Source organism: Sphingobacterium corticibacterium, from assembly GCF_004208525.1.
In the GTDB taxonomy this organism is placed as follows: Bacteria; Bacteroidota; Bacteroidia; order Sphingobacteriales; family Sphingobacteriaceae; genus Sphingobacterium; species Sphingobacterium corticibacterium.
This window is the reverse complement of the sequence record NZ_SGIT01000001.1, coordinates 553,484-578,997: the sequence shown is the minus strand read 5'-3', so window position 1 is coordinate 578,997 and position 25,514 is coordinate 553,484. Positions and strand designations below refer to the sequence as shown.

The following is a 25,514-nucleotide window of genomic DNA, read 5'->3' as shown; positions in this document are numbered from 1 at the left end:
GCTAATCGATTCCACTTACACCCCCAGAAACTACTAATTTCATGGCATCGGTGGCACTCATTTCTAAACGCTGTACATTTGATGCTTTTACAAAAACAACTTGTCCAGCAACCGAATAGGAATATGGAAAATAGACGATTACTTCATCGGGTAGCCCAATTTTCTGTAGATCACGCTGTGTTAGAAAACCGATTTTTTTCAGTCCCGTTTCGTTGACCAATACCAATACCGGCTCATTAAACTTCTTGGCATCTCCTACAAAAGCTTCCGTAAAGTCTTTTATAGAAGAATAAAGTGTATTAAACAACGGGATTTTATCGATAGTACGTTTCAGCCAAGCACGTATTGGTTCCGTAACAAAGGTGGTAAAGATCACGCCCACCAGGATAAGAATAATAAGCACTGTCAGAATTCCTATACCGGGAATATAGAGCGGATATCCTTGCTCATCCTCCAAAAAATGAGTTGTCAGATTTAAAGCATTATCTAACGATGCAACCACCCACACAATCAAAAAGATCGCGCCTGCAACAGGTAGAACCACCAATGTGCCTTTGATTAAATAGTATAATATTTTTTGAGAAACTTTCTTCATTATTTTGTTTATTAATCCTAATCAGCCGTAAAAATACACCCTTTTTACCCTAGCTGAAATATTTACCAACAACTCATAAGGTATCGTATCAATACGTCTGGCCGCCTCCATCAAGTCGGGAAACACAACCACTTCATCCAATTCATGTGCCACAATATCCGTAACATCAAGCATACACATATCCATACAAATCGAACCCACTGTCCGTACCTTTTGTCCGTTAATAGACATCTCGCCCACACCGCCACCGAAGCGTCTACTGTAGCCATCGGCGTACCCTATTTTTACTGTGGCAATACGGCTGGGTTTGTGCAGCACTCCCTTTCTATCATATCCAACGGTCTCTCCCGCCGGCAATTCTTTAATTTGCGTGATGGTGGTTTTCAATTCACTGACTTTTTCCAATACCATTTTTTCATCCATATCGACCCCGTAGAGCCCTATTCCCAAACGCACCATGTCCATATAAGCAGAAGGCCAATTAACAATACCAGCGGTATTTGCAATATGGCGGACGACTTTATATCCCAACCTCGCTTCCAATCTATCCACACTTGCTGAAAATAAAGCAATCTGCTGTTTGGTAAAATCAGCGTGTTGTTCATTACCCGCTGCGACCAAATGTGAAAATATGGTTTTCACTTTTACTTCCGGCGCAGCAGCCAACAACGTTACCAACTCTTCCATTTCATCAGGCAAAAAGCCCAAACGATGCATGCCCGTATCAATTTTGATATGGATAGGAAGAGCTTTCTTCTTGCGCATACGTAGAAATGTGATTAAAGCTTTTAAAATCCGAAAGCTGTATATCTCCGGTTCTAGGTTAGAAGTTAGCAGACTTTCAAACACTTGCTCATCCGGACTCAATACCATAATTGGTAAGTCTATGCCATGTTGTCGTAGTTCAACGCCTTCATCTGCAAATGCAACGGTCAAGTAATCTACTTTATTGAATTGTAAGAGGTTTGCCACCTCATAACTTCCGCTCCCATACGAAAAAGCCTTGACCATAACCATCAGCTTGACATTCGATGGCAATATCGACCGATAAACCTTTAGATTGTGTTCCAACGCGCTAAGATTGATCTCCAAGACTGTTTCATGCGATTTAGCAACCAACAGCTTGCTGACGTCCTCCAAATGATACCGTCTGCTTCCTTTAATGAGAATAGATTCATTCTCTAACGAGATCTCATGCAGATTCCGAACCAACTCCTCCGTGGAAGCAAAAAATAAAAGTGGTATCTGCAATTTATCTTGTAAATATTTCAAGGTTTTGCCCACTACAATTATTCGGGTAAGATTTTGCTGCCGCAAGATAGAAAGAAGCTTCATTTGTAGCTTTTCATTCAGCCCTTCCATATCAGACAGAATAAGTGTCTTCTTCTTATGTTGCTGCTGCTGGTGCAAAAAATCTAAAGCGATTTGTAAAGACGCCAAATCATTTGAATACGTATCGTCGATAATGGAGCAATTATTTCGTCCCGTTTTTAGTTGCAAGCGCATCTCCAACGGACGTAGTCTGCCTAGCTTATGCACAATCGCATCTAAAGAATAACCTAAAAACAACAGCGTGGTTAAGCAAATTAGCACATTTTCGATGGAAGCCTTATCTACAAAAGGTACTGTAAAAGTTGCCATCTCCTGCCTATAGTTTACCTGTATAGACGAGCTACCATCCCGTCTTTCTTCTATGCGTACTATTTTTACATCATCCCGATCAGACTCTCCAAACATAAACGTGCGGCTTCCCGCAGGTAGGTATACCTCAAATCCGTAGCGTGAAGGGAAAATAACGTCTTTGGCATGCTTAAAAAGCTTTATCTTCTCCGTTATTTTCAACGCTTTGCTAGTGAAACCATCCGCATGCGCGACCCCAATATTGGTCATAATACCGATATCCGGACGTATCATCGCTTCCAGCTGGTCCATTTCATCCGGCAAGCTAATGCCCGCTTCAATAATGGCACAATCATAGTCATCCGAAAGATCCCATAACGATAAGGCTACGCCCAATTGCGAATTATAACTTTTGGGGCTTTGATAAACTTTCTTGTCTTCTTGTAATAGCTGTGTGAGCCATTCTTTTACAATCGTTTTGCCATTACTGCCTGTAATCCCGATAACCGGCTTATTAAATTTCTCGCGATGATAACGTGCTAATTCTTGTAAAGCAACCAAAACATCATCTACCCAGAAAAAGCTAGCTTCAGGATACGACACAACATCAATATCTTCACGCGACACCACAAAAGCACGGACTCCTTTCTGATAAGCATCCGGAATAAAAGTATGTCCGTCACGAACATTCATCAAAGCGAAAAAAAGACTATGTTCGGCATTTCTTATTTTACGGCTGTCGTAGGCCAAATCATAGATTGGCAGTTCCGTATCACGAATCAGGTGCTGTTTACTATGAATAGGGATAAGAATGGATGCAAGTGTGTACATGATAAATCGCAAAGAACAAATTTCATCAATATTTTCAACAACTAAAAATGAATTACGTATCGTATTTTGTTTTACGAGGTATTCATGAATAATAGGCCTTTTATTTAAGTTTGTGTTATGGAAGAATCTAAGAAACCACGAAAGTTATTAACTCCTCTGGAAGCAAAAAGAAAAGCGGAAAGCTACTGTGCTTATCAAGAACGAGCCCAGCAAGAAGTACGAAACAAATTATATGAATGGGGACTTGATCAAGAAACCTTAGAAAATATTATCGCCCAGCTTATCGAAGAAAATTTTCTCAACGAAGAAAGATTTGCAAAAGCATACACTTTGGGTAGATTCCGTATGAAAGGCTGGGGAAAAATTAAAATAAAACAACACTTGAAGTTAAAAAAGGTATCTGAGCCGCTAATTCGACTTGCATTAAAAACCATAGACATGGACGAATACCACAAAAAAATAGAAGAAACCATAAATAAAAAGATAAAAGAAACAAAAAAAGCCATTTCGTTTACAGAAAAATCAAAAATACACACACACCTCCTGTCAAAAGGGTTCGAAAACGAAATAATATCAGAAAAACTAAGAAATAAATGATGATTTTTAAAAAAAAACAATATTTATTTTTGTTTTTTATCAAAAAAAAGTTGTTTAATTAAAATAATTACATAGTTTTGTGGATATAATTACATTTATTAAAACAAAACAACCCATTTTTTATGAAAAAAATTAAACAAATCATCAAACTAACAACAATCTTAACCCTAACAAGCACTGTATTTATCACAAATGCACAAGAAAGCGAGACAACATTCTCTTTTGGGGTTACTTCTGATCAATTTTTCGGCGTTGCACCTAGTGTAGCCATGGAATACAAGCTTTCAGAAAAAGTCAGTACATCTGTCTATGGTATTTTCTGGGGAGCAGGTACCGCTGGTGCATGGGGTAACTGGACAGAATTCGGCGGAGGTGTTAATCTACGTTTAGCCGAGGGTATCACCTTGAACCCGAATCTTGGCTTCACATTTGGGAACTTGCTTTCTAAGGGAGCAGCAGATGGCCAACTGGGCGGAATTGCCGGAGACGGAATCGTGCCAAACCTCTTTTTCAATGTGGATATCCCCAAATTTGAAGGGGAAATATACGCCGGCTATTATGCTCCTCTTCGAGACAAAGCGCCTGAGGACGGTTCTACCCTAGCATATTTGCACTATTGGGCAAGTGCGGGCTATAAAGTAAGTGATGCGTTCTCGTTTGGGGCACATTTCGAACATTTGAAAAGAACAAAAGATGATATCGGCGGCAAATTGGACTATTTCCAATGGGCAGGCCCGTACGTACAATTTAATGCAGGCAAGTTTGGCAGTTTTGTTCGCTTATCTGCCGGACCGGAAGTTAAAAACGGATTACAAGCCAAGGATTCTTTCTATAAGTTATCTACCGGTTTTTCGTTTTAGGTAAAGAAATGAATAATCATCTCTTCTCTTTGTACCTTAAGGTCAAAGTCTGGAGGGGTGATTATTTTATCTCCTAAAACAGCAGTAATCATGGAGACTAATCAAAAAACTACTTAATCAAAAACCAAAAATGAAAAAGATTCTCCCATTTGGACTCCTCGCGCTAGCTGCAATCTTAGCATTGCTCGCCCCATCAACTGAGGTTACCACCGTCACGGAAAGCAATATCGATACAGGCGATACAGCCTGGCTATTGATGTCTGCAGCGCTGGTATTGTTAATGACGCCGGGTTTGGCATTTTTCTACGGCGGTATGGTTCGCAAAAAAAATGTGATATCTACCATGTTACAAAGTTTCGTATGTATGGGCCTTATCACGATTATTTGGGTTGTATTTGGCTTTAGCCTTGCCTTTGGCGAAGATATTGGTGGTATAATCGGCAATCCTTCCACTTTCTATATGATGAAAGGTATGTTGGGCAATGACGCATGGTCAGCATTACCGACCATTCCGATAGCATTGTTTGCTATGTTCCAATTAAAATTCGCCGTAATAACTCCAGCACTCATTACAGGAGCCTTTGCCGAACGTATTAAATTTAATGCGTATCTTATTTTCATTACTTTATTTGTTATCTTCATCTATGTTCCGCTAGCACATGCTACCTGGCATCCTGAAGGCCTATTAGCCAACATGGGCGTGCTCGATTTCGCAGGTGGAACTGTTGTACATATGTCGGCGGGTTGGGCTGCATTAGCTTCCGCATTATACTTAGGCAAACGTAAAGAACAAGTACATACACCTGCTCGTATCAGTTATGTCATCTTAGGAACGGGTTTACTATGGTTTGGATGGTTCGGGTTCAATGCCGGTTCGGCAGGAGGCGCCAACGAACTAGCTGCCTCTGCATTTGGAACCACAACCACTGCATCAGCTGCAGCGGCGATGGCTTGGATTTTCTTTGACATCCTGCGAGGGAAAAAACCTTCGGCAATGGGGGCCTGTATCGGTGCGGTTGTTGGATTGGTAGCTATCACACCAGCTGCTGGTTTTGTAACGATCCCACATTCATTGGTTATCGGTATTGTAGCGGCTGTTATTAGTAACTTAGTGGTTATCTGGAGAACGAAAAAAGGTATTGATGACACATTGGACGTCTTCCCTTGCCACGGTGTTGGTGGTATGGTCGGGATGTTGTTGACCGCAGTATTTGCACATAGCAACGTCAACAGTGCTGTGGAAACCAACGGGATTTTCTTCGGTGAAACCGGACTTTTCGTTGCCCACTTGATTGCCCTTGTCGGTGCTTCGGCGTTCGCTTTTTTCGGATCTTTACTTCTCTTGAAAGTAACTGATCTCCTAGCATCATTACGTGTTAGTGAAGAAGCAGAAATTGTCGGATTGGATGTCAGCCAACACGACGAAGAACTTTAATACATATACCTAAAAAACATTCATGAACTGTCGCAATTTAAATGAATTGCGTCAGTTCATTGATTGTGAATTAATGTTACGTAACATGGAAGCAAACCCATACGAGTTCATGACAAAGTTCTATGAATTAGCAAAAAACAAGGACGAGTTAGCAATAGATTCAGATGAGTTAACAGCAACTTCAAACGAGCTGATAGAAGATTCAAACGAGCTAGCAGTAACGTCAAACGGGTTAGCAACAGATTCGGAGAACATTTTCGTATTTTCACCTCTCTTTTTTCTATAGCGGAGCGGATTTTTGCCAACCGAATACGGAAAATTAGCGATGCGCTTTCGATATTTAGCGAACTCATTTGTTTTTAACGACAACCCGTTCGCAGAAAGCTTAAAATGCGACGACAGACATCCAAAGTCATTCCACTTATTTCCCGCCACTAACAAAGAAGCCCTAGATTGAGACGAATCAAAAATAAACTCTAGCAATAATAAAGGGAATACGATTATCTTTTTCTCAAATAACATAAAGTTTAAATTAAATACGTATTTCGTTAAAAGCATGTTACGTAGCATGCACTCATTGACAGACGCGTTTAACACAAAAAGATCTCTCTTCGAAACATATTGTGACATGTTCGTTTTAATTTCCTATCGACACCCTATAAAAGGGATCGATTAAGCAACATTGTCCTACGTCACAACCCCTATGTCGCTGCATGTTAGAAAAAAGAGGGTCGTTTACGAGCTAGACGCGGTCGTAGACGGCTTACCGACCGCGATCTATACGTTGTTTATGATAGTAACAGACTTGCTCTCGGTTGTTGGTAAAAAAGAGTCGTCGCTCTTCTCTTCAATGACCACTCTTTTTAAATAAAAGACATTCTACGATCTCTTAAACAACCTTGAGAACCCTCTCTTCTCTTTCAATCCATAGCCATAACCGTAGCCATACCCTCCATAGCCGTATGTGCCGTAGCCATATCCAGCACTGCCCAGTTTCAAACCATTCAACACCACAGCCAAATTGTTGATCTTTTTCTCCCTGTATATCCGCTCGATATCCGGTAACTGACGCCGATCCATTCTACCTGATCGTATAATAAACAACGTCAGGTCCGAAATACGGTCAACGATACCAGCATCAGCGACGATGCCAATCGGCACACCATCGACAATAATATAATCGTATTGATTCCGCAATGTCTGCATCATATCGTCCAATCGCTTGCTCAATAACAGTTCTACCGGATTAGGTGCCATGGCGCCTATCGGGAAGAAGTGCAGGTTAGGAATCTCTTCACTACTGTGCAGTATGACGTCTATCGGTATAGCGGGATTAGACAAATAGTGACTGACGCCCTTTGCACCGTCAAGTCCTACCCTAGTTGTCAATGATCCTTTGCGCAAGTCCAAATCTACTACCGCAACCTTTTTCCCCAGATAAGACAAGGTCGTTGCAAGATTCAAAGAAGTGAACGTTTTCCCCACACCGATACCGAAAGAGGTCAATGTGATTACCTGCGCCTCTTTGCCATCTCGCGACATGAAGCTAATATTCGTACGTAAAATCCGGAAAGCTTCCGTCAGCGGATCCCGTCCAGTTTCCCTCACTAAAATGTGTGATTTATCTTTCGTTTTGCGCTTGGATAGCGGTATTTCTCCCAAAAATGGCACCGACAACACCCCTTCCAGATCCTGTCTATTACGTACCTTGGTATCCACCATAAGCACTAGCAGTAAAATAGCTGCTGGAAGAACTAAACCTATAGCAACACCCATTGCCAATTTCCGCATTTTGTTTGGGGAAATTGGTGCGCCTGACCGGGTTGCGGAATCAACAATCCGGATACTTTCATCCGTCATGGCTCGATTGATGGCGTTTTCTTCCCTTTTATTAAGCAAATACAGGTACAATTCTTCCTTGACTTTCTGCTGCCGCTCTACTGAAAGCATCATCCGTTGCTGTCTAGGTGCCTGTACCGCTTTTCCACGTGCCGCCTGTTCCTCCCGTATCACATTGTTCAGCTTGATGTTCAAGCCCCGCATCGCATTATCCATCGCTTCATAAATATTATCCCGCATGGACGCCAAATTTCTATCCAGATCTACAACCACCGGATTTGCCGTGCTACTTCCTTCTACCAAACGATTTCGGCGTAACAACATCGTGTTGTATTCATTAATCTGACTTTCCACATTCGCTTCAACCAGTCCGGTATTATTGGGCATCAGCTCATATTGCCCGTCTTTCTCGGTAAGGTATTCACGCATCATATTCGCCAGGTTGATATCCGTTTCAATTTTGGTTCGCTCAGACTGGAACTGGCGACTATCCGCAAGATGCATTTGACCGGCAGACTTTGCGTCCATGCCTTGATTGGCGGCTTGGAGACGTTCAATATTCGATTCCACCGATCCCAACTCACTTTCGATAATCGCCAACCGATCACGTATAAACTCTTCCGTATTGACCGCCACTTGATTTTTATCCGACAGCGCGACCTCATTGTATACCGCAATTAGCTCCGTAATTAGCGCCGCTGCCCGATGCGGATTCGTATCTTCTACCGCTACCTGTAGTAAAGCAGCATCACCGTCTATTTGCTGCACGCTGAGTCTAGACAGGAAATAACTTACCACCGTTTCCAACGGCTGCCTAACCACACGGATGCGCCTGCCGTAGGATGCTTCATTGTAAAATGGAGTAGCTCGTACCGTGAGCAAACCAAAGGGTGTCTTGGTCTCTTTATGAAGGGGAACTTTGACCTCTTCATCTTGGGACTGTCCATTTCTTTTTCTTACACTTACTTGATTCGCATCCAACGGCGTTACCAGAATATCATATCCGATATCTTCCGATTTGCCCGCAAGCGTGACTTCCACCGGACTAGTTCTATACAATTCGTTGTCGCGTAACCCCACACGTTCCAGGTAATTCGTTTCCGCTCCGATACGCTGTACCGTTGTTTCCATCAGTTCTTTCGAGCGGAGTTGCAATATTTCACTTTTCACACTTACCGAATTGGTGGCGTTTGTCCGTGTAAGACGCGCAGTCACCGGCGTGTTGGTCGGTGTCTTAATCATCACCGTCTCCGTACTACGATAAATAAAGGGCGATTTATTATATTGGTAATAGTAAATCGCACCAAATACAAGGACAGACAAGACAAACCATTTCCAGTGAAACAATAAATATTTAACAATATCGATTATGTTGATCGATTGTTCTTTTTTTCCGTCGGCACCTATGCCGCTATATTGATTTACGTGCATTTCTTTTTTGTTATTATTTTAATAAGGCGAACAGGGTTAACGCAATACTTAACATACTCATACCAAAACCGATATACTGCCTCGTTTGTTGTTCACGCGGCGTCATGACAGCCGTCTTAGGCTCTACGTATACAATATCATTTTGCTGCAGGTAAAACGTCGGCGAATCGAAAACAGCTTTAGATTCGACGTCGTTTACATATTTCTTTCGCACACCGTTTTCTTCGCGAATCACGAACACGGCCTGTGGGTCGGCATTAACCTGCAACCCTCCTGATCGGGTAATCGCTTCCAACAAGGTTATCCGTCCCTCTGGTACTTGCAACACTTGATTTCCAACAGCCCCCATCATGGTGACTTTTAAGTTCAGCAGTTCTACTCTCACCGCAGGACTATTGATATATTCTTTAGAAATCAATAGTCCACGCACCATTTCCCGCACTTCCTCCAATGTCAATCCTTCCACCTGCATTTTTCCGAGAACCGGAAAATCGATGGTGCCATCCCAATCGACTACATAGTTCGACGTCGAACTGGAACGGTCTACCGACGTTGATACAGTTCCATCATCGCCTACTCTATAACTGCCCACGCCACCGTTAAAGGGTGCAGCTAGCTCCGGTGAACTTGCACTCACTACAATCTGGATACGATCGTTCTTTTGCAGGCGTAATGGCAACATCTCCATGGCAAGATAGACCGTATCCGGAACCATATCTTTCACATATACCACTTTTTTCGGTACGATACAACCATTTAACAGTACTAAGCCTAATAGCCATGTTAATAAAGTAACTTTGTTCATTTTTCTATTTATTTTTATGATGTGTTAATTTCTGATAACATAATTGTGCTGCCGTACGATCCGGCAAACAGGTCAGCTGCCCTATGCGTACGTTTGCGACAACCTTTTCCAGGTGATTGACTATCCTATTATACAGCTGCCGATTCCAACGGATGGCGGGATTATCGTCATTCAATAGCGCAGCGTTTGGAATATGGAGCAACCATAAGCGACTATGCGTACTCTTCCCTGTGCCACTCTTCCCCAAAAAAGCATAACCCTGCCCGTCCTGCTCTATCACAGAAGCGTGTAGCAGAATCGTACTAAAAGATAGTACGGCTTGTCCATAAGTCACCATCAACATTTTAATTGATATGTCAACCCCGTATTAATCATCTATCCCGATATTCTTGAAAATAAGTGTATAAAAGGAAAGCTGATCGTCTCCATCGGCGCATACGGTAGATATCTTAAAAAGTTATTCCAAAGCCTCTTCTTTTTATCAACCCGCTTCCCGCCGTTTTGTATATCCACATACCGCCCATCATGGAATCCGAAATTACCAGCTGTCCATATCTCTTCCATCATCCAATCCGCATTCCGTTCGGTATCCCGTCGGAGAGGGAGATTATCCGACGGCATGCCTAGGTAATCAACCAGCAACTTATGCAATACGGAAATCCATTTCAAGATGCCTGTTTTGGCATAGACTGCAAGCAGTCGATCCGCATCAATCTGTGTATGGTAAGCGCTGTATAAACGAGCTGCATCACAGAGTTGCCGTAGGCCTATCCCGAATGAAAGAAGGTGTTTCAATATATGTGCATTTACCTGTAGCAACTGTGCGGTCGGCGAGGGCAATATAATCGATTGCTCCTGTACCAACAGTTCAAGCTGTCGCGGCTGTTCCTCCTGTTCAAATTCTTTCAGGTAACCTCTTACGAATGGGTTGTAGATATCAAAAATGTTCCGATGGTGTTCTATCTCTACATTTCTCCACCTATACCAAATACTATTTCCTGCCATTTTGTTCCATTCTATTCCCTTTGCTCTGATCTGCCTGTTGGCCTCATGGTAGTCTTCCTTGTTCGAAAAATACCAGTCAATGTCTCCACATACCCGGCGCAACGGTTCCGCATATCCAGCTGCTATCCCCTGCCCTTTTAACAGCACGGGTTTGATGCCACAACTGTCAAAAAACAACGCCTGTTCTGCCAATACAGTGTTCATTCGACGATTCCTTTGTTCCAGCTTTTCAACCCTTACGAGCCATAGCAGCAATAATTTCCTTGGGGGTAAAAGAGTCGGTTCCAAGCTTTGTATGCCGTCAAACACGATACCCTCTACCGTTTGTTGACGTGCGATACGGTACAAGGCCTGCCATTCCTCTTCCGATAAAGGAAAACATCCCAGCATATCGACCCCTTGTTTCCATAGACCGGCACGCAACAAACTGAAAAAGGCTTTGCCCACTCTACCCTGTAATACCATCGCTATTCCATCAGTAAACCATGTTCTTTAAAAGTCTGTAGCAGCGCAAGTGCGTCCCGCCTGGCTATATCTTCTTCTACCTCGTAGTTTTCCAATAGCATTTCAACCACCGTTTCCAAGGTAAATTCCCTGCCTTGTAAACGCTCCCATATAAAAACAGCGGTATCATTGAACGTAAACACCTTCGACATGTCCACCATATCCTGTCCGGGTTCTACGATTATAGATTCGTGACCTAAACGTCTAAGAATTAAATCTGACCGTAATCTCATCATGTTATTATTTTTAAAATCTTGTTCCAAACCCTCCGCCATGGTCGTAATGCAAATCGTATGGCTTTTTTCATAAACATAAGTTATACAGTTCCAAACTCTTCTCCACCATCTTATCTCGTGTAAAATGTGTTTCATACCGCTTTCTACTTCCTTCCGACAATCGTCTTTTCAACACGGGGTCGGTTGTTATTTTTTCAAACGCCTTCGCCAATGCTTCCGGATTTTCCTTTTCTACCACCAAACCAGACACGCCATCCTGGTTAACCCAGCTTACGCCCGAACCAGCGATATGTGTTGATACGATCGGTGTCCCACAGGACATCGCCTCAATCTGTACAATCGCGAAAGCTTCCGTTTTCAAGATGGAACTCAAGCAAAATATATCGGCCGCCGCATAGTAGCCCGGCACGTCTTCATCCGACACATAGCCCAACAAGGTTACCCTATCCTCCACTCCCAGTTCCTGAATCAATACGGTTAACGATTCTTGCAAAGGCCCTTTCCCACCGATAACAATCTGGAAGTTATTGTTTAGGTAACCAGCGGCTCGAATCAAATATTCATAACCTTTATAATCCACCAAACGTCCTAATGAAAAAATCAGGTGCTTACCTTTATACCGTTCTCTAATCGTGACAACCTTTTCTGACGTGGCTGTTATCGGCAACACCCCTATCGGAATATGATCGATTTTATGCTGTGCCTTTTGGAGCGATGGCGATTCGGCCACATATACTGGCGTTGTTCCGACAATGACATCCGCTCTGCTAATGAGCCAGTTTTGCAATGGCGCATAAAGCTTCAACAGCGTCTTTTGTTTCAGTATATCCGAATGCCAGTGTAACACCACCTTTCCCTTATAGCCCGAAAGAAGTAATGCCAAAGAGACCATCGGATCAGGGTGATGAATATGAATAATATCGTAATACTTCGCAATCCGGCGAAGTGTTGTAATCATAGCCGGTGCTAACATGGTTGCTGCCAGTTTCCATTTTGTGGGCATCACCATTACACTTCCAAAATCGTTCAGTTCTATCGTTCCGGCGGGATAGTTTTCTGTTGACGCACAAAGCATATCACAACGTACCTTCCGTTCCGACAAGCCAAGCGACAGGTCGTACATTACCTTCTCTACGCCACCCCGAATGGGATAAAATTTCCCTAACTGTAGTATGTTCATTGCGTCAAAATCGAAAATAAATCTTCCCAAGAATGTGTTACAGGATTTTCATATTCTTTTGCCGGTATAGCACGGAGAAAAGAGCGATCTCGCTGAATTAACTTCCTCATTTGATCTGCTAATACCGTCGGATCCTCCGGTTTAAAAAATGCCACCTGCTCATTTCCTGCGGCCGTCTCATGCGCATAGGGCATATCTGCCAATAACATCGGCTTCTTCAATGTCGAAAACTCTGAAATAGGCAATCCCCACGTCTCCGCTTTCGACGGAAAAACTAAGCAATGGCTTTGTGTATAATAGCTAAATAAGCTTTCTCTAGATTGAAATCCTATCCATCGTATTGATGATGTCGATTTTCCCCATTTTTTATATAACCAGCGCGCATATTTGTTTTCCGTTCCCGCTACGGTAATCAAAACTTTAAACCCTGTCACGCCCTCTTTCTCCAGCAAAGCAGCCGCTTGGCATAGGCATTCAAAATTTTTATGGCTATTGGGGGATGCGGCGTATACAAACCGATATTCCCCATCTATCACTATGGACTCCTCATTTGCAAACTCATCCCATTTAGGTAGATCTGGCAAAGCCACTATCAATTTATCTTTTGATAAGTGGAATAAACGGTGGAACGCCTCTTTCATCCATTGTTGCTGTATGACCACCTGATTGTTCAGATGAATATTCTTTTGATAGTAAAACTTTGAAAACAACGCAAACAGTACAAATTGCGGTGCCAACAATACGTCACGCCATTTCCATTTATAGAAGGGAAACGGGTTATGGCAATAAACCGCCCGTCGTTCAGCAATAACGTTAGGCGTTGTATCATGTAGGGAGAACCAAAGATATACTGCACCGATATCCTTCGATATCTTTTTCATACTTACGTACTCATACCACAAACGGTTTAACCAACGTTTTTTGGGCCATTTCGTCTCGATATATTCAATATTTGGATAATATGCCAGTTCTTTTTTATAGACGACAGCTACAACCCTATATTCATTTTTTGCAGCGAGCGTCGATAAATACCGAAGGCAATCTCTCAAGATGGTCAAGGTTCCGCCGACATTCAAATTAACGGCCGAAACGACGATTATTTTTGTTGACATATAAGCTGTATTATCCATCGAAATATGCTACCTCTTATTTATTTAATAATGTTAGATCCGATTCCACCATTTCCTTTACCAATGCCGGCAAATCATATTTTGGCACCCAACCTAATACCGTTTTCGATTTTGTTGCATCGCCTATCAACAAATCCACTTCTGTAGGCCTATAATATTCCGGATCCACCTTCACAACGATATCACCAATATTCAATTTGTATCGTCCATCTATAGCGCGTTTAACACGTCCAATTTCGTGCTCGCCACTTCCTTCGAATTCGAGCTCCACCCCGATCTCAGCGAAAGCCATGATTACAAAATCCCTTACCGAAGTCGCTTTACCGGTCGCGATCACATAATCATCCGGCTGCGGTTGTTGCAGAATCAGCCACATCGCCTCGACATAATCTTTGGCATGGCCCCAATCCCTTAATGCATCAAGATTGCCGAGATACAGACAATGTTGTTGCCCCATAGCGATAGCCGCTACCGCCATCGTAATCTTGCGCGTTACAAACGTTTCACCGCGCCGGGGCGACTCGTGGTTAAATAAAATACCGTTACAAGTATATAACTGATACGCTTCGCGATAATTCTTGACGATCCAAAAACCATAAATTTTAGCGACCCCGTATGGTGAACGCGGGTAGAAAGCAGAGCTTTCATCGTAAAAACCGTCTTTGTTCTTGTTTTCAACCAGCCCCCCATACAGCTCAGAAGTAGACGCCTGGTAAATTCTCGTTTTCTTTTCCAATCCCAAAATACGTACGGCTTCTAAAATCCGAAGCGTACCTATCGCATCTACATTGGCGACATATTCCGGTGAATCAAAAGATACTTTGACATGAGACATGGCCCCCAAGTTGTAGATCTCATCCGGCTGTACCTCCTGGATAATACGGATGATATTCATAGAGTCCGTTAAATCACCATAATGCAATCTAAAATTCACATGTCTTTCATGCGGATCCATATAGAGATGATCTATACGCTGCGTATTAAAAGAAGAAGATCGCCGTTTGATACCATGCACCATATAGCCCTTTTCTAATAAAAATTCCGCCAAATAGGACCCATCCTGTCCGGTTATCCCCGTTATTAGTGCAACTCTTTTCATCATTTGCATATATTGTGTTGTTAACTTTTAATTATGTTCTTAAATAGATTCTCCCATTCGGACATAATCCGCTCTTCCGAGAAATTTTGAGAAAGTAATCGCGACTGCTTCCCCATCGCCCGACGCATGCTTATATCCCCCATCAGCAACATTATTTTCCGGGCAAACTCCGTCTTATCTCCCTCACCGATCAAAAAACCATTTTCTCCATCGTTAATGATATCCCGAGGTCCACATTTACAGGCATACGCCAGCAAGGGCAAGCCACAGGCCTGTGCTTCCAAAAGTGCCATAGGCAGTCCCTCGTACCGAGAGGTCATCACTAAGATGGCACTTCTTCCATATTCTTCTTGAATATGACTCACCGGCATACACAAATGTGTATTTTCTCCGATACCGAGCCGGTCAATCCGGGATTGCAACATTTCTTTCAGCTCCCCCTCACCAAAGATGTCCAACGTCCAATCCGGAAAATAAGGCAATACCGAAGCCCAGATATCCAAGAGATCATCAAAACCTTTTTGATACGAAAGGCGCCCCACAGCAATTACCCGTTTTTCCCCCACAGAAGATATTTCATCCGGGCGGAAGCTATTGGCATTTGGAATAACCTGTATGTGCGACAGATTCTCCCAGTACGCCTTGTCTTCCTGCGTCAAGACCACAAAGCGGTCGTATCGTTTAGCGATTTGCAAATCCCGCCTATTGCGCCATCGATCGGCCAGCCTCCAAAGTCCTTTCCGACCATATTGCAGTCTCTTAAAGCGCGAAAAATGAATTTCCAGTATCTTCTTACTGCCATCCTTTATTTTCCATACCAGATTAGCCTCATGGTCAAACATCGAGATTACGATATCGGCTTTCAGAGTACATAAGAGTGTGTTTAGTCGGTCAAAATGTGTTTTTTGCTTGCGAAAATACCCGATAGTCTTACCAATAAGCCCCTTATCTACAAGATCTAAATAATTGATATCCAAATCATAATGAACAATCCGACTGTCCATAGCGAAATGCGGAAGGCGCGCTTTCTGGTCTGTGGTCACGATACATACCTCATATCCTTTTGTCACAAGGTAATTTGCCTTATTGGCCAGGACGCGCTCCATGCCTCCGGAATTGAAGGTACCCGCGATACAAAAAACAATCTTTATCCCCACCAGTTATCCCTCCCTTTCTGCAACTGATGGAATAAATCCAACCATTTTTGCATAATGATCTTTTCCGAAAACCGTTTGGAATTTTCTTTGGCTGCTTGCCCCATTTTTACCCGCAAAGGTTCATTTTCGATCAACCGGATGATACGATTAGCTAGTGCATCCACATCACCAACGTCCACCAAAAAGCCATTTTCTCCTTCCACAATAATTTCACGGGGACCACATTGGCAATCATAGGCCACTAACGGTACCCCACAGGATTGTGCCTCCAATAGGACCATACCCAGGCCTTCATATATAGATGAAAGAACAAACACCGAACTGTTCAAATATTCACTTACGATATCCCTTGTATATGGCTGAAGCATAACGGAAGAATCTAATCGTAGCCGCTCTGTCTGTTTCTTCAAGCTTCCTCTTAATTCGCCATCGCCTATAATTTTGAGCCGCCAATCCGGATGTATAGGTTGTATTATTGCCCAGGCTTCTATGATATCTTTAAAATTCTTTCCTTCATCACATCTGCCTACTGCGAGTACCGTCTTCTGATCTAAAGCAGAACTTTCTTTCGGCTCAAACGAGTTTGCGTTGGGTATAACAGAAATATGCTTTATACCTCTCCAAAAAACTTCGTCCTGCTCTGTCAGCACCACAAAGTGGTCAAAGCGCTTGACCGTATAGAAATCCAGGACGTTCTGCAGTTTGCCGATTATCCCTTTATTTTTCCGTAACCGCAGCCAGTTATACCGTGAGGTATGAATTTCCAGCACTTTCTTGCTCCCATCTTGTATTCCGGGCAAGACGAACATCTCCCGGGTAAACATGGACACCACGGTATCCGCTTTTAATTCCTTTAGCAGTTTACGAAGTTTCTGTTTATGCTGCCACAGACCACACAGGGTATAAATAATCTTTGCGGCGGTTCCTTTACGATCTGCTCCCAGATAGTTAATCCCCAAATCTATTTGCTGGATTTTTTCGGAGAGCGGATAATGCGGAATATGTCCGCCTTGGTCTGTAGTTATCACAACCACCTCATACCCCTGTGCAGCCAAGTAGTTCGCCTTGTTTGCCAAGACTCTTGTCATGCCGCCTGCGTACCAGGTATTATTGATACAATAAACAATTTTCATCTGCTGCTCTCTCATCCGATTAATAAACTAAGGTTACTTCCGCCCCCTTTACGGATTTATAGGTAAATAATTCTTTTTCCATGGCAAAAAAAATGGCATAGATAAAATAGATATCCGTAGATACTTTAATCCACACCACAAAGGTGTACACCAACAGCAGGAAAAACAACAAACGATACTGCGGGTATTTCCCAGCAAAAATATAGGTACAATAGGCAAATAAGGATGAGAATACCGCTAATCCTACTACGCCACAATACAGGATAAAGCGGCAGTAGCCGATATCCGTCCCATAAACATAACCACCAAATAAACCGGTACCGATTATCCAGGATTTAAAATCTGTCGGCCATATCCACATTTCATTATCCAGCTTATCCGTCGAGCCGGTACGCCATACCCCGGTCTCCACCCAATTAAAGAAACCCTCAAAACCAAAGCGTAGATTCTTGTGAAAAACCGGATCGGTCTGATAAAAGAACGTAGCCACCGCCACCGTGATGATTAAAATACTGCCGAAAATAAGATGGAATTTAAAGTACTCTTTCCGGATAACCAATTGAAAGATACCGGTTGAATAGACCAACACAAAAAAGGAAAGCGCAAATCCGGTCGTGGTCGTCCGCGAAATCATATTGCCGGCCATAACAATAACGAGATAAGCAATCGTCAGTAAAGCCAGGTGTTTTTTATTGGACTTTACTTCAGGATGTGTTACCAATAAGGTCGCTATCAATATCAATACGACCGAGAAGCGTACTCCCGCCGGATCCAAAGACGCACCTATTCCGTATAGCCGATTAACATCTTGTAAAAAATCCTGTCCTTGCGAAATATAGGTGTCGACCAACAACTGAAAAGCAGGTATCCGGTCTATCATCAAGGCTAATACACATTGTACCAGACAAACAGCCGCCAGATAAAACGTTATCAATTTAAAATTAACCGTTCCATGTTCGTACCGTATCAAGGTGCAAACGGCGTAGCCACCACAGGTCCAGATTAAAAAAGATGTGATATACGTCACATAGCTAAAATCATTCGTCCCATTATAGTCAATCGCAAACAGGCAAGTCACTGAAAACAAAAGTGCTATGGCATACGCGCCAAACAAACTCCTAGAGATATGAAAGGTCTTGTTTTGAATACTATGAAACACGACGAAACAGAGTCCCAACAACGCCATCAAGTTTTTCATGTTTACGCTTGCCGGAAAGAAAAACAGCCCAAAAGGAAACAAATAAAAACTTACCCCAGCACCTACTGCAAATTGTCTTAATGCTCGTAACATATTATTTATTTATATAAAATACCATATACCACTTGATTAATTATCCGATAATACAGCTGTACGGCCCAAAACTGCTTTTTATAGGCCGATAACTGCAACACTCTGGTTCGCCATGGCTGTGCTTTGTTCTGCATGATATAATTATTTGCTTCGGGAAACCAATCCAGCCATTGCTTATAACGTTCCTGGTCATCAGAAATCAGTAGTGGTAATTTGATGTTCAATTTTAAAAATTCAATGTGATTTGTTAATCGATCCGCGAAACTACTCTCCTTCAAGAAACGTTCTATCTCCTGTACATTTTGGGTTACCTGCCTAATATGCTTAGCAGAATAAACTTTCGTGAGGGAAGCAGTATTAGACTGCCGGTAATGATACAGCGTACGATCGACATAAGTAACCCGATTCGCGAATGTAAAAAGCTTGCACATCACCATCAGATCCTCTCCCATATCCAAACCGGGCGTGAAACGGATATTATTATTTTCGTATAAAGATCGTTCAACCAAAAACAGCCAAAGATTCCACCGCATGGTGCCATTTAATATCCCCATTAGCCCTTCATAAGCGGTAGAGAAAGCTGGTTGATTCATCTTGCGCTCATTTTTCTCGAAACTCAAAAACCAATTGCACCCCACAATCTCCGCGTCATGTTCCACGGCTGCATTTACCAATACCTCAATCGCATCCGGTTCAATGGCGTCATCGGCATCTACATAATAGACATACCGCCCCGTAGCATGACCCAGTCCGGTATTTCGAGCAGCAGCGACGCCCATATTTCGTTCATGGTCTATTATTCTCACTGTTACGTACTCCCTATCTTCCAATTTTCTCGCCCAATTCTCTATACTTTCCCGACTACTGTCTGTACTACAATCATTGATAAATAGCAATTCCAGATTGCTATAGGTCTGTGACTGCAGTAGATTCAAACACATATCCAGTGTATCCTCCGCATTGTACACCGGAATAATAACCGAAACTATGGGTTGTAAAGTATTCATCGCCCACCCACACTAATAGCCAACAACCCCGGAGCAATCCTTTTAGAAACGTAATACAATCCCAAACATATTCCTAAACAGATAAAAGGAACGATGAAATAACCGGCAAGCATTATTCCCCAACTGCCTCCAGCCAATCTTTCTAAAGCTCCTTTCAACCAGTTAATAATGTAGATTTCATGAATAGCATAGACAAAAAATACTGTTCCTGACATCCGTACAAAAAAATCTGTTATTTTCTTTTGTGTCATCCCGTCTATAAAGTTAATCGTGGCCATTACTCCAAAAATTAGGAATATCCGGCTCAGATAGCCATGGTATATGGTATCGACAGAGAATGTTATACTTAAGAGTAAAGCAATAGCTATCCAATATATCAGGTTTCTCATTGGTCGAGTATAATATAAGATATTCTGTTTATTAAATCCTATATATGCACCCGCACCAAAAAACCATAGTGCCCAGGTGCTGAATCCAGTTAATCGTACCTCCCATCCCAAAACATAAACGCATAAAATCAATAACAGACCATATACTTTAATGTATCGAAATAGAAAGTAAAACAGTGGCGTGATTAAAGACATACATATCAATTCACGCAGATACCAAAGTGGAAAGTTGATAGGTGATTCCCAAAAATGAAAATACCAATGGTTTCCTTGTAGGCTACTCATGAACTCGTCTGGTGTTGCTCCCACTAAACCGAAAGCATAATTTTTCAGTAAAACAGCGGCTATCATTAAAAAATTCCAAATAAGATAGGGAATTAATAATGTCCATATTCTCCTCTTTAATTGTGAAAAATAGAACAAGAATGTCCATTCCTTCATCTTTCGAAAGAAAAAATATCCCGAAAACAGGAAAAATGCCGGAACTGTTATCCTGGCCAATCCATGAGAGATCAGTTCACTAAAAAAGATATAAATATTTTCGACTGATAAGTCAAATGCGACGGGCTTATTTTCAAAGCCAAGCATGTGACCAAACACAACCAGTATAATTAATGGAAAACGTAATGTGTCAATGACCTCCGATTGCCTTTTATCTAACTCCTCCATAGCCTTATTTCGAAATCTCTCTAAATATTTTATGTACTACCTCCATGTCGTTACTATTAAACTTCCTCGCAAATAATCCCTCCGATTGCATAATTTCTTCAAAATCCTGATCTGTCCAATCGTAGAGATTGCCGTCCTGCCAGCCAATCGCCCGCAATGATCCTCTCCCCTCGTCGGTCATATCATACACGTTATCCCGAAATGTCGAATTCCAACATAAGGTCTGCTTATAAACCTCGTCCGGACAATAAGTGTGATGATATGTTTTTAATACCACCTCTTTGCAGGAAAGCAGATAATGAACGAAATCGCTCGTAACGCTAACCCATTGTGTCCCCTTTCTGAAGTCGATATTTTTATTGCGGCGTAGCCCCAGTGCAATTTGAATTCGTAGAAGTACAGCTCGGATAATCCTCTTAATCGTATTAGACCGAGATCCATCTATTATGAAATCGTGTGGAAAGATATGATATCGTTGCATTTTGCGATCGAGTTGGGCGAACTCCGTATCTTTATAAAAGCCGATAAACTCCCTTCCTTTATTCCTCTCAAAAAATTGTCGGATGTCATCTGATGATTTAATGGGAAGATCCACGCCCGAGATTAAGTGAAAATAATCGTAATGTCCGGCATGAGAAGCTGCTTCAAAGAGCACATATTCCGCTTCTACCACCGACAGGTCTCCCCAGTAGACATCCACACGCTCATCAAGAACATAAAGCGCTGCATTTTTTGTCTGAACCACAGGCAATTCCGCCACTTTCTTGTCTACGTGTATAAAAATCGCATTACAAGCATGATCCAGTGATTTAACCAATAGTTCCAGTAACCCAAACTGATGATGGGCAAGTATCAAATAAGCGTGCTTCATATTTTATTGGCTTTTAATTCGTTGACAAGACGTTTCACAATATTTAAATCCGATCCTCCGAATTTTCGAGCAAACAAGTATGGCGTATTTTTTAATGTTGGATAATCTTCTGATGTATAGATTTGCGGATTTACACCGACAAAATCGGTCTTCAAAAGATGAGGATAAAAAACTATACTATTCTTTAGTGGCGATCTATCAAGTTCCGAAATGGCAAAATACTCATCTGCACATAACGTGTATCGGTACCTGTTTGCTATGGTCTTTTCATTTTCCCTCAGCCAAGAAATTGCCGATGACGTTAAGCTAAACCAATTAGACACCTTTTGGAAGGACAAATTTCGGTTTCGTTTATAACCTATAATCTTCTGCACTTTTATCCCTATCTGCCAGCACAGTTGATCAACTCGGCGTATTTTAGGATTTCGATGCATAAAATTCCTCACAAAAAAATTATACCTCCGTATCTTTAAATCCGTTTCGTCGTCATTTGTCGACATTGGCATGAAGAAGTTTTTTTCGAGATGAGTGTTGAAAAAAGAATGTATCTCATCCTGCGATTTCAGAGGCAGATGCGTTCCTGATATGACATGATAAACAGCATACTTCCTGATATTATATGCATAGAAAAGTATGTCTAACGTCGTCCTGACCTGCATGTAATGTCCCCATCGCACATCATTTCGCTTGTCCATAATGTATAGTCCGGCTTTTTTAGTCGAAATACGTGGCATAGTCTTTACCTTTTTATCTAGGTGCAAAAAGATATCATTGCGCTCGTCATCGAGTGCTGATATGAGGTAGTGAAGTACCTCAAATTCATTATGCGCTATGATCAGGTAAGCGTGCTTCATCTCCCCTAGCTAGAATATTTTATTTTACGATAAATAGCTTGAATACTCCTCAAAGCCTTACTTCCTGCTCTGGTATTTAAAAGCATAGCCATATAATGTAGCTTCTTATTCATCTTCCATTCCTGTTTAATTTCTTTCGGCAATGTCCAATACACCCTCCACCAATCCACGAACCGTATCGTAAATGCTTCCCAAGGTTTTGTACCGGTATAATGAATATTGCCTTTCCTATTTACATCGAGCAGATCCTTTGGAGAGTACATCGCTAAAAATCGCTCCCTGTATTGCGGCAGAAAGAAAGTCCGGATACTGTTGTTGTACGGTGGTAATCCTAAAATACGCCCTTGGCACACCTGATTAAGTACATCTTGATCGGGAAATTGTAAATAATCTACTTTCGAAGCTTTCATAAACTGTTCAACCAAACCATCTTCCCGCATCTTTTGTAAATCCATCAGCAAGAAACCTGAATTCATGTATTCCTCTGGATTACATCCCAATTCTTCCATATAGGGAATCTGGAAATCCAATGGTACCTCAAATACGCCAGCCAGATAATTACCCTGTAAATCCAAGCGATATAGCTCGGACAGATTATTGTTAACAATGATATCACAGTCAATATAAAGGACCTTCGCGTACTCCGACAGCAAGCGTGGCAACAGTAAGCGATAGGAAGCGGCCACGGTATACTGTTCGTCTATATAGATATCCTGCAATTGTCCCTCTAGGTTGATAAAAGAATAGGTCGCCCTGTGTCCACCGATGCGTATCAACTTTTCTTTCATATACTCCGGTAAAGGCTCGCTCAACAAGCTAATAAAATGAAAAGAAACAGACCCCGACCCTTGCAAGATGGACGTGATCGTCACACATGCCGGGACAAAATAATTAGGCGTGAAAGCCAATACAACAGGTACTTTACTAATCATTGGACATATTTTTGTATTAATTTCAGGCGTTTGGTTACCATGGACACATATATTTTATCAAAATAGTTTTACTTGATCATTTTGATCTTGTCAAAAAAAATCTGAAAATACCATTTTAGCATAAAGTGCTTTGTAAATTTCCATTTTAATTTATAGTTGTACTTCAATCTTTTCTGATAATCAAATTGCGTTCCTTCAAGCCCTTCAAATTCTTCCTGAACAATTTTATTTACATCTCGTGCTAAACTATCTTTAAATTTTTGATACCACTCAAATACTTCTTTTTGTTTTTTGTAAAGTGCATCAGGGTTCAATAAATAACTCCTTACAACTTCCGCTGCTGCATCCCAATTATCTGCTACAATAAAGGGGTGGGCTCCAAATATATATTTATGGCAGTCTTCTCCTAAAAATTTCACCGTAACAGGGATACAACCCCATTCCAAAGCTTCCATTGTTCTAAAACACTCGAAATTTATATTTCCGAACGGTGATGGTGCAAAAACAGATGACTTATAAACTTCTATTAGTTCTGAAGTTGTCTTGTATGTACTTCCTTGCCAACCCTTCGACTGAAACGTCCAATGAGGGGTAATATCAGAGAATGATTTTAGCATTTCATGCCTATCAAACTTCATAGCTCCCGCAAAACACCAGATATACTTTCTATCTATGAAACTAAGGCTATCTGGACTTTTATTTAAATAACCTGACTGAAAACCTACTGGGACAGTATAAACCTTCGGATAAAACGTATATGGGTTCCAACTTGCAGAACGTAACACTGCTTTTGCTTTCTTATAGTATCGACTTTTATGGTTTTGATTTTCGTTAGATAAATGCATCAATATTGGCTTGTCAAAAACCTTAAAAATCTGGTGCTGATCATCGGATAAATTACGCCTATTGCAAGAATAAATTATTATTGCATCGTTTTTCTGTACTGCATGATCACTATTATTCTTACTTAGAATTTGATTTATTTTAACGTCTCTAAGTAAAACTTCTGTGATATATTCGTATTCAAAATCTGTTTCTGAACCTACTTCAGTTGCAAAAACGACATTGTAATTAACCATATTATAATATTTTATTTGTATTTAACGCTTAAATATTTTATCAAAAAAATAACGAAGTACCATTTTTTTTTTGTCCTTGGCAGACAATAAAGTACAATATTTCATATATCCCAACTTACTCACAGGCAAAAACTTGATAACCTGATTATAATAATCATATACACATTTGTTGTAGATATGATGGTGTGCAATCCTGTGATAACAATACAAATCCAGTGGATCTTTCGGCTTATCATATCGTAACGCAAACAACCACTTATAAAACTGTGTATTGGCATGCAGTTTTTCTTTCAAGTGTTTCCTACTGCTGGATAAATGAATAGTAGATATTCTAAAGCTAAACAGCATTTCAGCAGTATTGGCTACACCCTGTTCTGCCATCATAATAGCCGTAGCAGCATCCGAACAGAAAGCGCTTGGAAAGTTAATAAATTGACTTTCTTTCAACGGTTTGGCCTTAAACATATAGTTTCCGATACAAGTAAAGGCAACACCGGCAAACCAATAATGCAGATACTGATATTTGCTGGTAAATTCCGGCAAAATGCCATCAATACCGATCAATTGATTTTCTTCATCTATTTGTGCCACACGCGCTCTTATCAAATCCACATCGGGATACTTCTGTGCCAAAGCCACACATTGCTGAAGATAATCTTCATGATACAGGTCATCGTCTGCAGCTAATACAATATATTCTCCGTTAGCATACTGAATACAATGATTCCATTGGTCTACTAAATTCCTCCCGCCCAGATTTTTCTCATTACGGTAATAAGAAATTCTTTCATCGGTATACCGATCGACGATTTCCTTTAAGTTTTCCGGAGAGGCATCATCGACAATAATGAGCTCAAAGTTGGTATAGCGTTGATGCAAAATACTATCAATCGCTTGTTTCAAAAACTTCGCTTTGTAGGCCGGTAAAACAAAAGAAACGTAAATCATCGTCAAAACTTATTAAC

24 protein-coding genes are annotated in these 25,514 nt (G+C 41.4%); 3 read left to right on the top strand and 21 right to left on the bottom strand.

The window, feature by feature from the left end; all coding sequences use genetic code 11:
- Position 1: 1 nt before the first annotated feature.
- Both EWE74_RS02330 and EWE74_RS02325 read right to left on the bottom strand, forming a co-directional pair.
- A complete protein-coding gene (locus EWE74_RS02330; protein WP_130139927.1) occupies positions 2-595 on the bottom strand; it encodes a DUF502 domain-containing protein in 594 nt (197 codons plus the stop codon).
- Positions 596-616: 21 nt separating this feature from the next.
- The gene (locus tag EWE74_RS02325) at positions 617-3,046 is read right to left on the bottom strand and encodes a bifunctional UDP-N-acetylmuramoyl-tripeptide:D-alanyl-D-alanine ligase/alanine racemase (RefSeq protein WP_130139926.1); all 2,430 of its coding nucleotides are present in this window, start codon (positions 3,044-3,046) and stop codon (positions 617-619) included.
- A gap of 117 nt (positions 3,047-3,163) precedes the next feature.
- Between EWE74_RS02325 and EWE74_RS02320 the strand changes: the two genes are divergently transcribed.
- The 3 genes from EWE74_RS02320 (at position 3,164) to EWE74_RS02310 (ending at position 5,938) form a co-directional block, all read left to right on the top strand.
- Positions 3,164-3,643, top strand: coding sequence for a regulatory protein RecX (locus tag EWE74_RS02320; protein ID WP_130139925.1), 480 nt, complete (start codon positions 3,164-3,166; stop codon positions 3,641-3,643).
- 122 nt (positions 3,644-3,765) lie between these two features.
- Positions 3,766-4,503: a DUF6733 family protein gene (locus EWE74_RS02315; protein ID WP_130139924.1), complete on the top strand. Its 738-nt coding sequence runs from the start codon at positions 3,766-3,768 to the stop codon at positions 4,501-4,503.
- A 130-nt stretch (positions 4,504-4,633) separates the two neighbouring features.
- Positions 4,634-5,938 carry an ammonium transporter gene (locus tag EWE74_RS02310; protein ID WP_130139923.1) on the top strand — a complete coding sequence of 435 codons (1,305 nt, stop codon included), beginning with the start codon at positions 4,634-4,636 and terminating at the stop codon, positions 5,936-5,938.
- Between the two features lie 120 nt (positions 5,939-6,058).
- On the opposite strand, the gene EWE74_RS02305 is transcribed toward EWE74_RS02310, so the two are convergent.
- The 19 genes from EWE74_RS02305 to EWE74_RS02215 all read right to left on the bottom strand — a co-directional run bounded on the left by EWE74_RS02305 (position 6,059) and on the right by EWE74_RS02215 (position 25,497).
- A complete protein-coding gene (locus tag EWE74_RS02305) occupies positions 6,059-6,460 on the bottom strand; it encodes a hypothetical protein (RefSeq protein WP_130139922.1) in 402 nt (133 codons plus the stop codon).
- A gap of 357 nt (positions 6,461-6,817) precedes the next feature.
- Entirely contained in the window at positions 6,818-9,208 is a 2,391-nt protein-coding gene (locus tag EWE74_RS02300) for a GumC family protein (RefSeq protein ID WP_130139921.1), read from the bottom strand.
- 13 nt (positions 9,209-9,221) lie between these two features.
- A complete protein-coding gene (locus EWE74_RS02295) occupies positions 9,222-10,013 on the bottom strand; it encodes a polysaccharide biosynthesis/export family protein (protein WP_206365118.1) in 792 nt (263 codons plus the stop codon).
- A 4-nt stretch (positions 10,014-10,017) separates the two neighbouring features.
- Entirely contained in the window at positions 10,018-10,356 is a 339-nt protein-coding gene (locus tag EWE74_RS02290) for a hypothetical protein (RefSeq protein ID WP_130139920.1), read from the bottom strand.
- A gap of 32 nt (positions 10,357-10,388) precedes the next feature.
- Positions 10,389-11,483: a nucleotidyltransferase domain-containing protein gene (locus EWE74_RS02285; RefSeq protein WP_130139919.1), complete on the bottom strand. Its 1,095-nt coding sequence runs from the start codon at positions 11,481-11,483 to the stop codon at positions 10,389-10,391.
- Between the two features lie 2 nt (positions 11,484-11,485).
- The gene (locus EWE74_RS02280; RefSeq protein ID WP_206365117.1) at positions 11,486-11,758 is read right to left on the bottom strand and encodes a PqqD family protein; all 273 of its coding nucleotides are present in this window, start codon (positions 11,756-11,758) and stop codon (positions 11,486-11,488) included.
- Between the two features lie 67 nt (positions 11,759-11,825).
- Positions 11,826-12,938 carry a glycosyltransferase gene (locus tag EWE74_RS02275; protein ID WP_130139918.1) on the bottom strand — a complete coding sequence of 371 codons (1,113 nt, stop codon included), beginning with the start codon at positions 12,936-12,938 and terminating at the stop codon, positions 11,826-11,828.
- Positions 12,935-14,050: a glycosyltransferase family 4 protein gene (locus EWE74_RS02270; RefSeq protein WP_130139917.1), complete on the bottom strand. Its 1,116-nt coding sequence runs from the start codon at positions 14,048-14,050 to the stop codon at positions 12,935-12,937. Before EWE74_RS02270 ends, EWE74_RS02275 begins: the two co-directional genes overlap by 4 nt.
- Before the next feature lie 34 nt (positions 14,051-14,084).
- Complete coding sequence (gene gmd / locus EWE74_RS02265) at positions 14,085-15,167, bottom strand: GDP-mannose 4,6-dehydratase (protein ID WP_206365177.1); 1,083 nt, start codon at positions 15,165-15,167, stop codon at positions 14,085-14,087.
- Positions 15,168-15,187: 20 nt separating this feature from the next.
- The gene (locus EWE74_RS02260) at positions 15,188-16,324 is read right to left on the bottom strand and encodes a glycosyltransferase family 4 protein (RefSeq protein WP_239018526.1); all 1,137 of its coding nucleotides are present in this window, start codon (positions 16,322-16,324) and stop codon (positions 15,188-15,190) included.
- Positions 16,315-17,457, bottom strand: coding sequence for a glycosyltransferase family 4 protein (locus tag EWE74_RS02255; protein ID WP_165384629.1), 1,143 nt, complete (start codon positions 17,455-17,457; stop codon positions 16,315-16,317). Before EWE74_RS02255 ends, EWE74_RS02260 begins: the two co-directional genes overlap by 10 nt.
- Before the next feature lie 19 nt (positions 17,458-17,476).
- Positions 17,477-18,748 (bottom strand): hypothetical protein, encoded by a 1,272-nt coding sequence (locus EWE74_RS02250; RefSeq protein ID WP_130139914.1) that lies wholly within the window; start codon positions 18,746-18,748, stop codon positions 17,477-17,479.
- Positions 18,749-18,753: 5 nt separating this feature from the next.
- Positions 18,754-19,755, bottom strand: coding sequence for a glycosyltransferase family 2 protein (locus tag EWE74_RS02245; RefSeq protein ID WP_130139913.1), 1,002 nt, complete (start codon positions 19,753-19,755; stop codon positions 18,754-18,756).
- On the bottom strand, positions 19,752-20,813 hold the full coding sequence (locus EWE74_RS02240; RefSeq protein ID WP_130139912.1) for an acyltransferase family protein: 1,062 nt from the start codon (positions 20,811-20,813) through the stop codon (positions 19,752-19,754). Before EWE74_RS02240 ends, EWE74_RS02245 begins: the two co-directional genes overlap by 4 nt.
- Before the next feature lie 4 nt (positions 20,814-20,817).
- Positions 20,818-21,684 carry a beta-1,6-N-acetylglucosaminyltransferase gene (locus EWE74_RS02235; protein WP_130139911.1) on the bottom strand — a complete coding sequence of 289 codons (867 nt, stop codon included), beginning with the start codon at positions 21,682-21,684 and terminating at the stop codon, positions 20,818-20,820.
- Entirely contained in the window at positions 21,681-22,538 is an 858-nt protein-coding gene (locus EWE74_RS02230; RefSeq protein ID WP_130139910.1) for a beta-1,6-N-acetylglucosaminyltransferase, read from the bottom strand. Before EWE74_RS02230 ends, EWE74_RS02235 begins: the two co-directional genes overlap by 4 nt.
- Before the next feature lie 5 nt (positions 22,539-22,543).
- Entirely contained in the window at positions 22,544-23,470 is a 927-nt protein-coding gene (locus EWE74_RS02225) for a glycosyltransferase family 8 protein (protein ID WP_130139909.1), read from the bottom strand.
- A 68-nt stretch (positions 23,471-23,538) separates the two neighbouring features.
- A complete protein-coding gene (locus EWE74_RS02220; protein ID WP_130139908.1) occupies positions 23,539-24,549 on the bottom strand; it encodes a glycosyltransferase family 47 protein in 1,011 nt (336 codons plus the stop codon).
- Positions 24,550-24,570: 21 nt separating this feature from the next.
- Positions 24,571-25,497 carry a glycosyltransferase family 2 protein gene (locus EWE74_RS02215; RefSeq protein WP_130139907.1) on the bottom strand — a complete coding sequence of 309 codons (927 nt, stop codon included), beginning with the start codon at positions 25,495-25,497 and terminating at the stop codon, positions 24,571-24,573.
- Between the last annotated feature and the right edge of the window lie 17 nt (positions 25,498-25,514).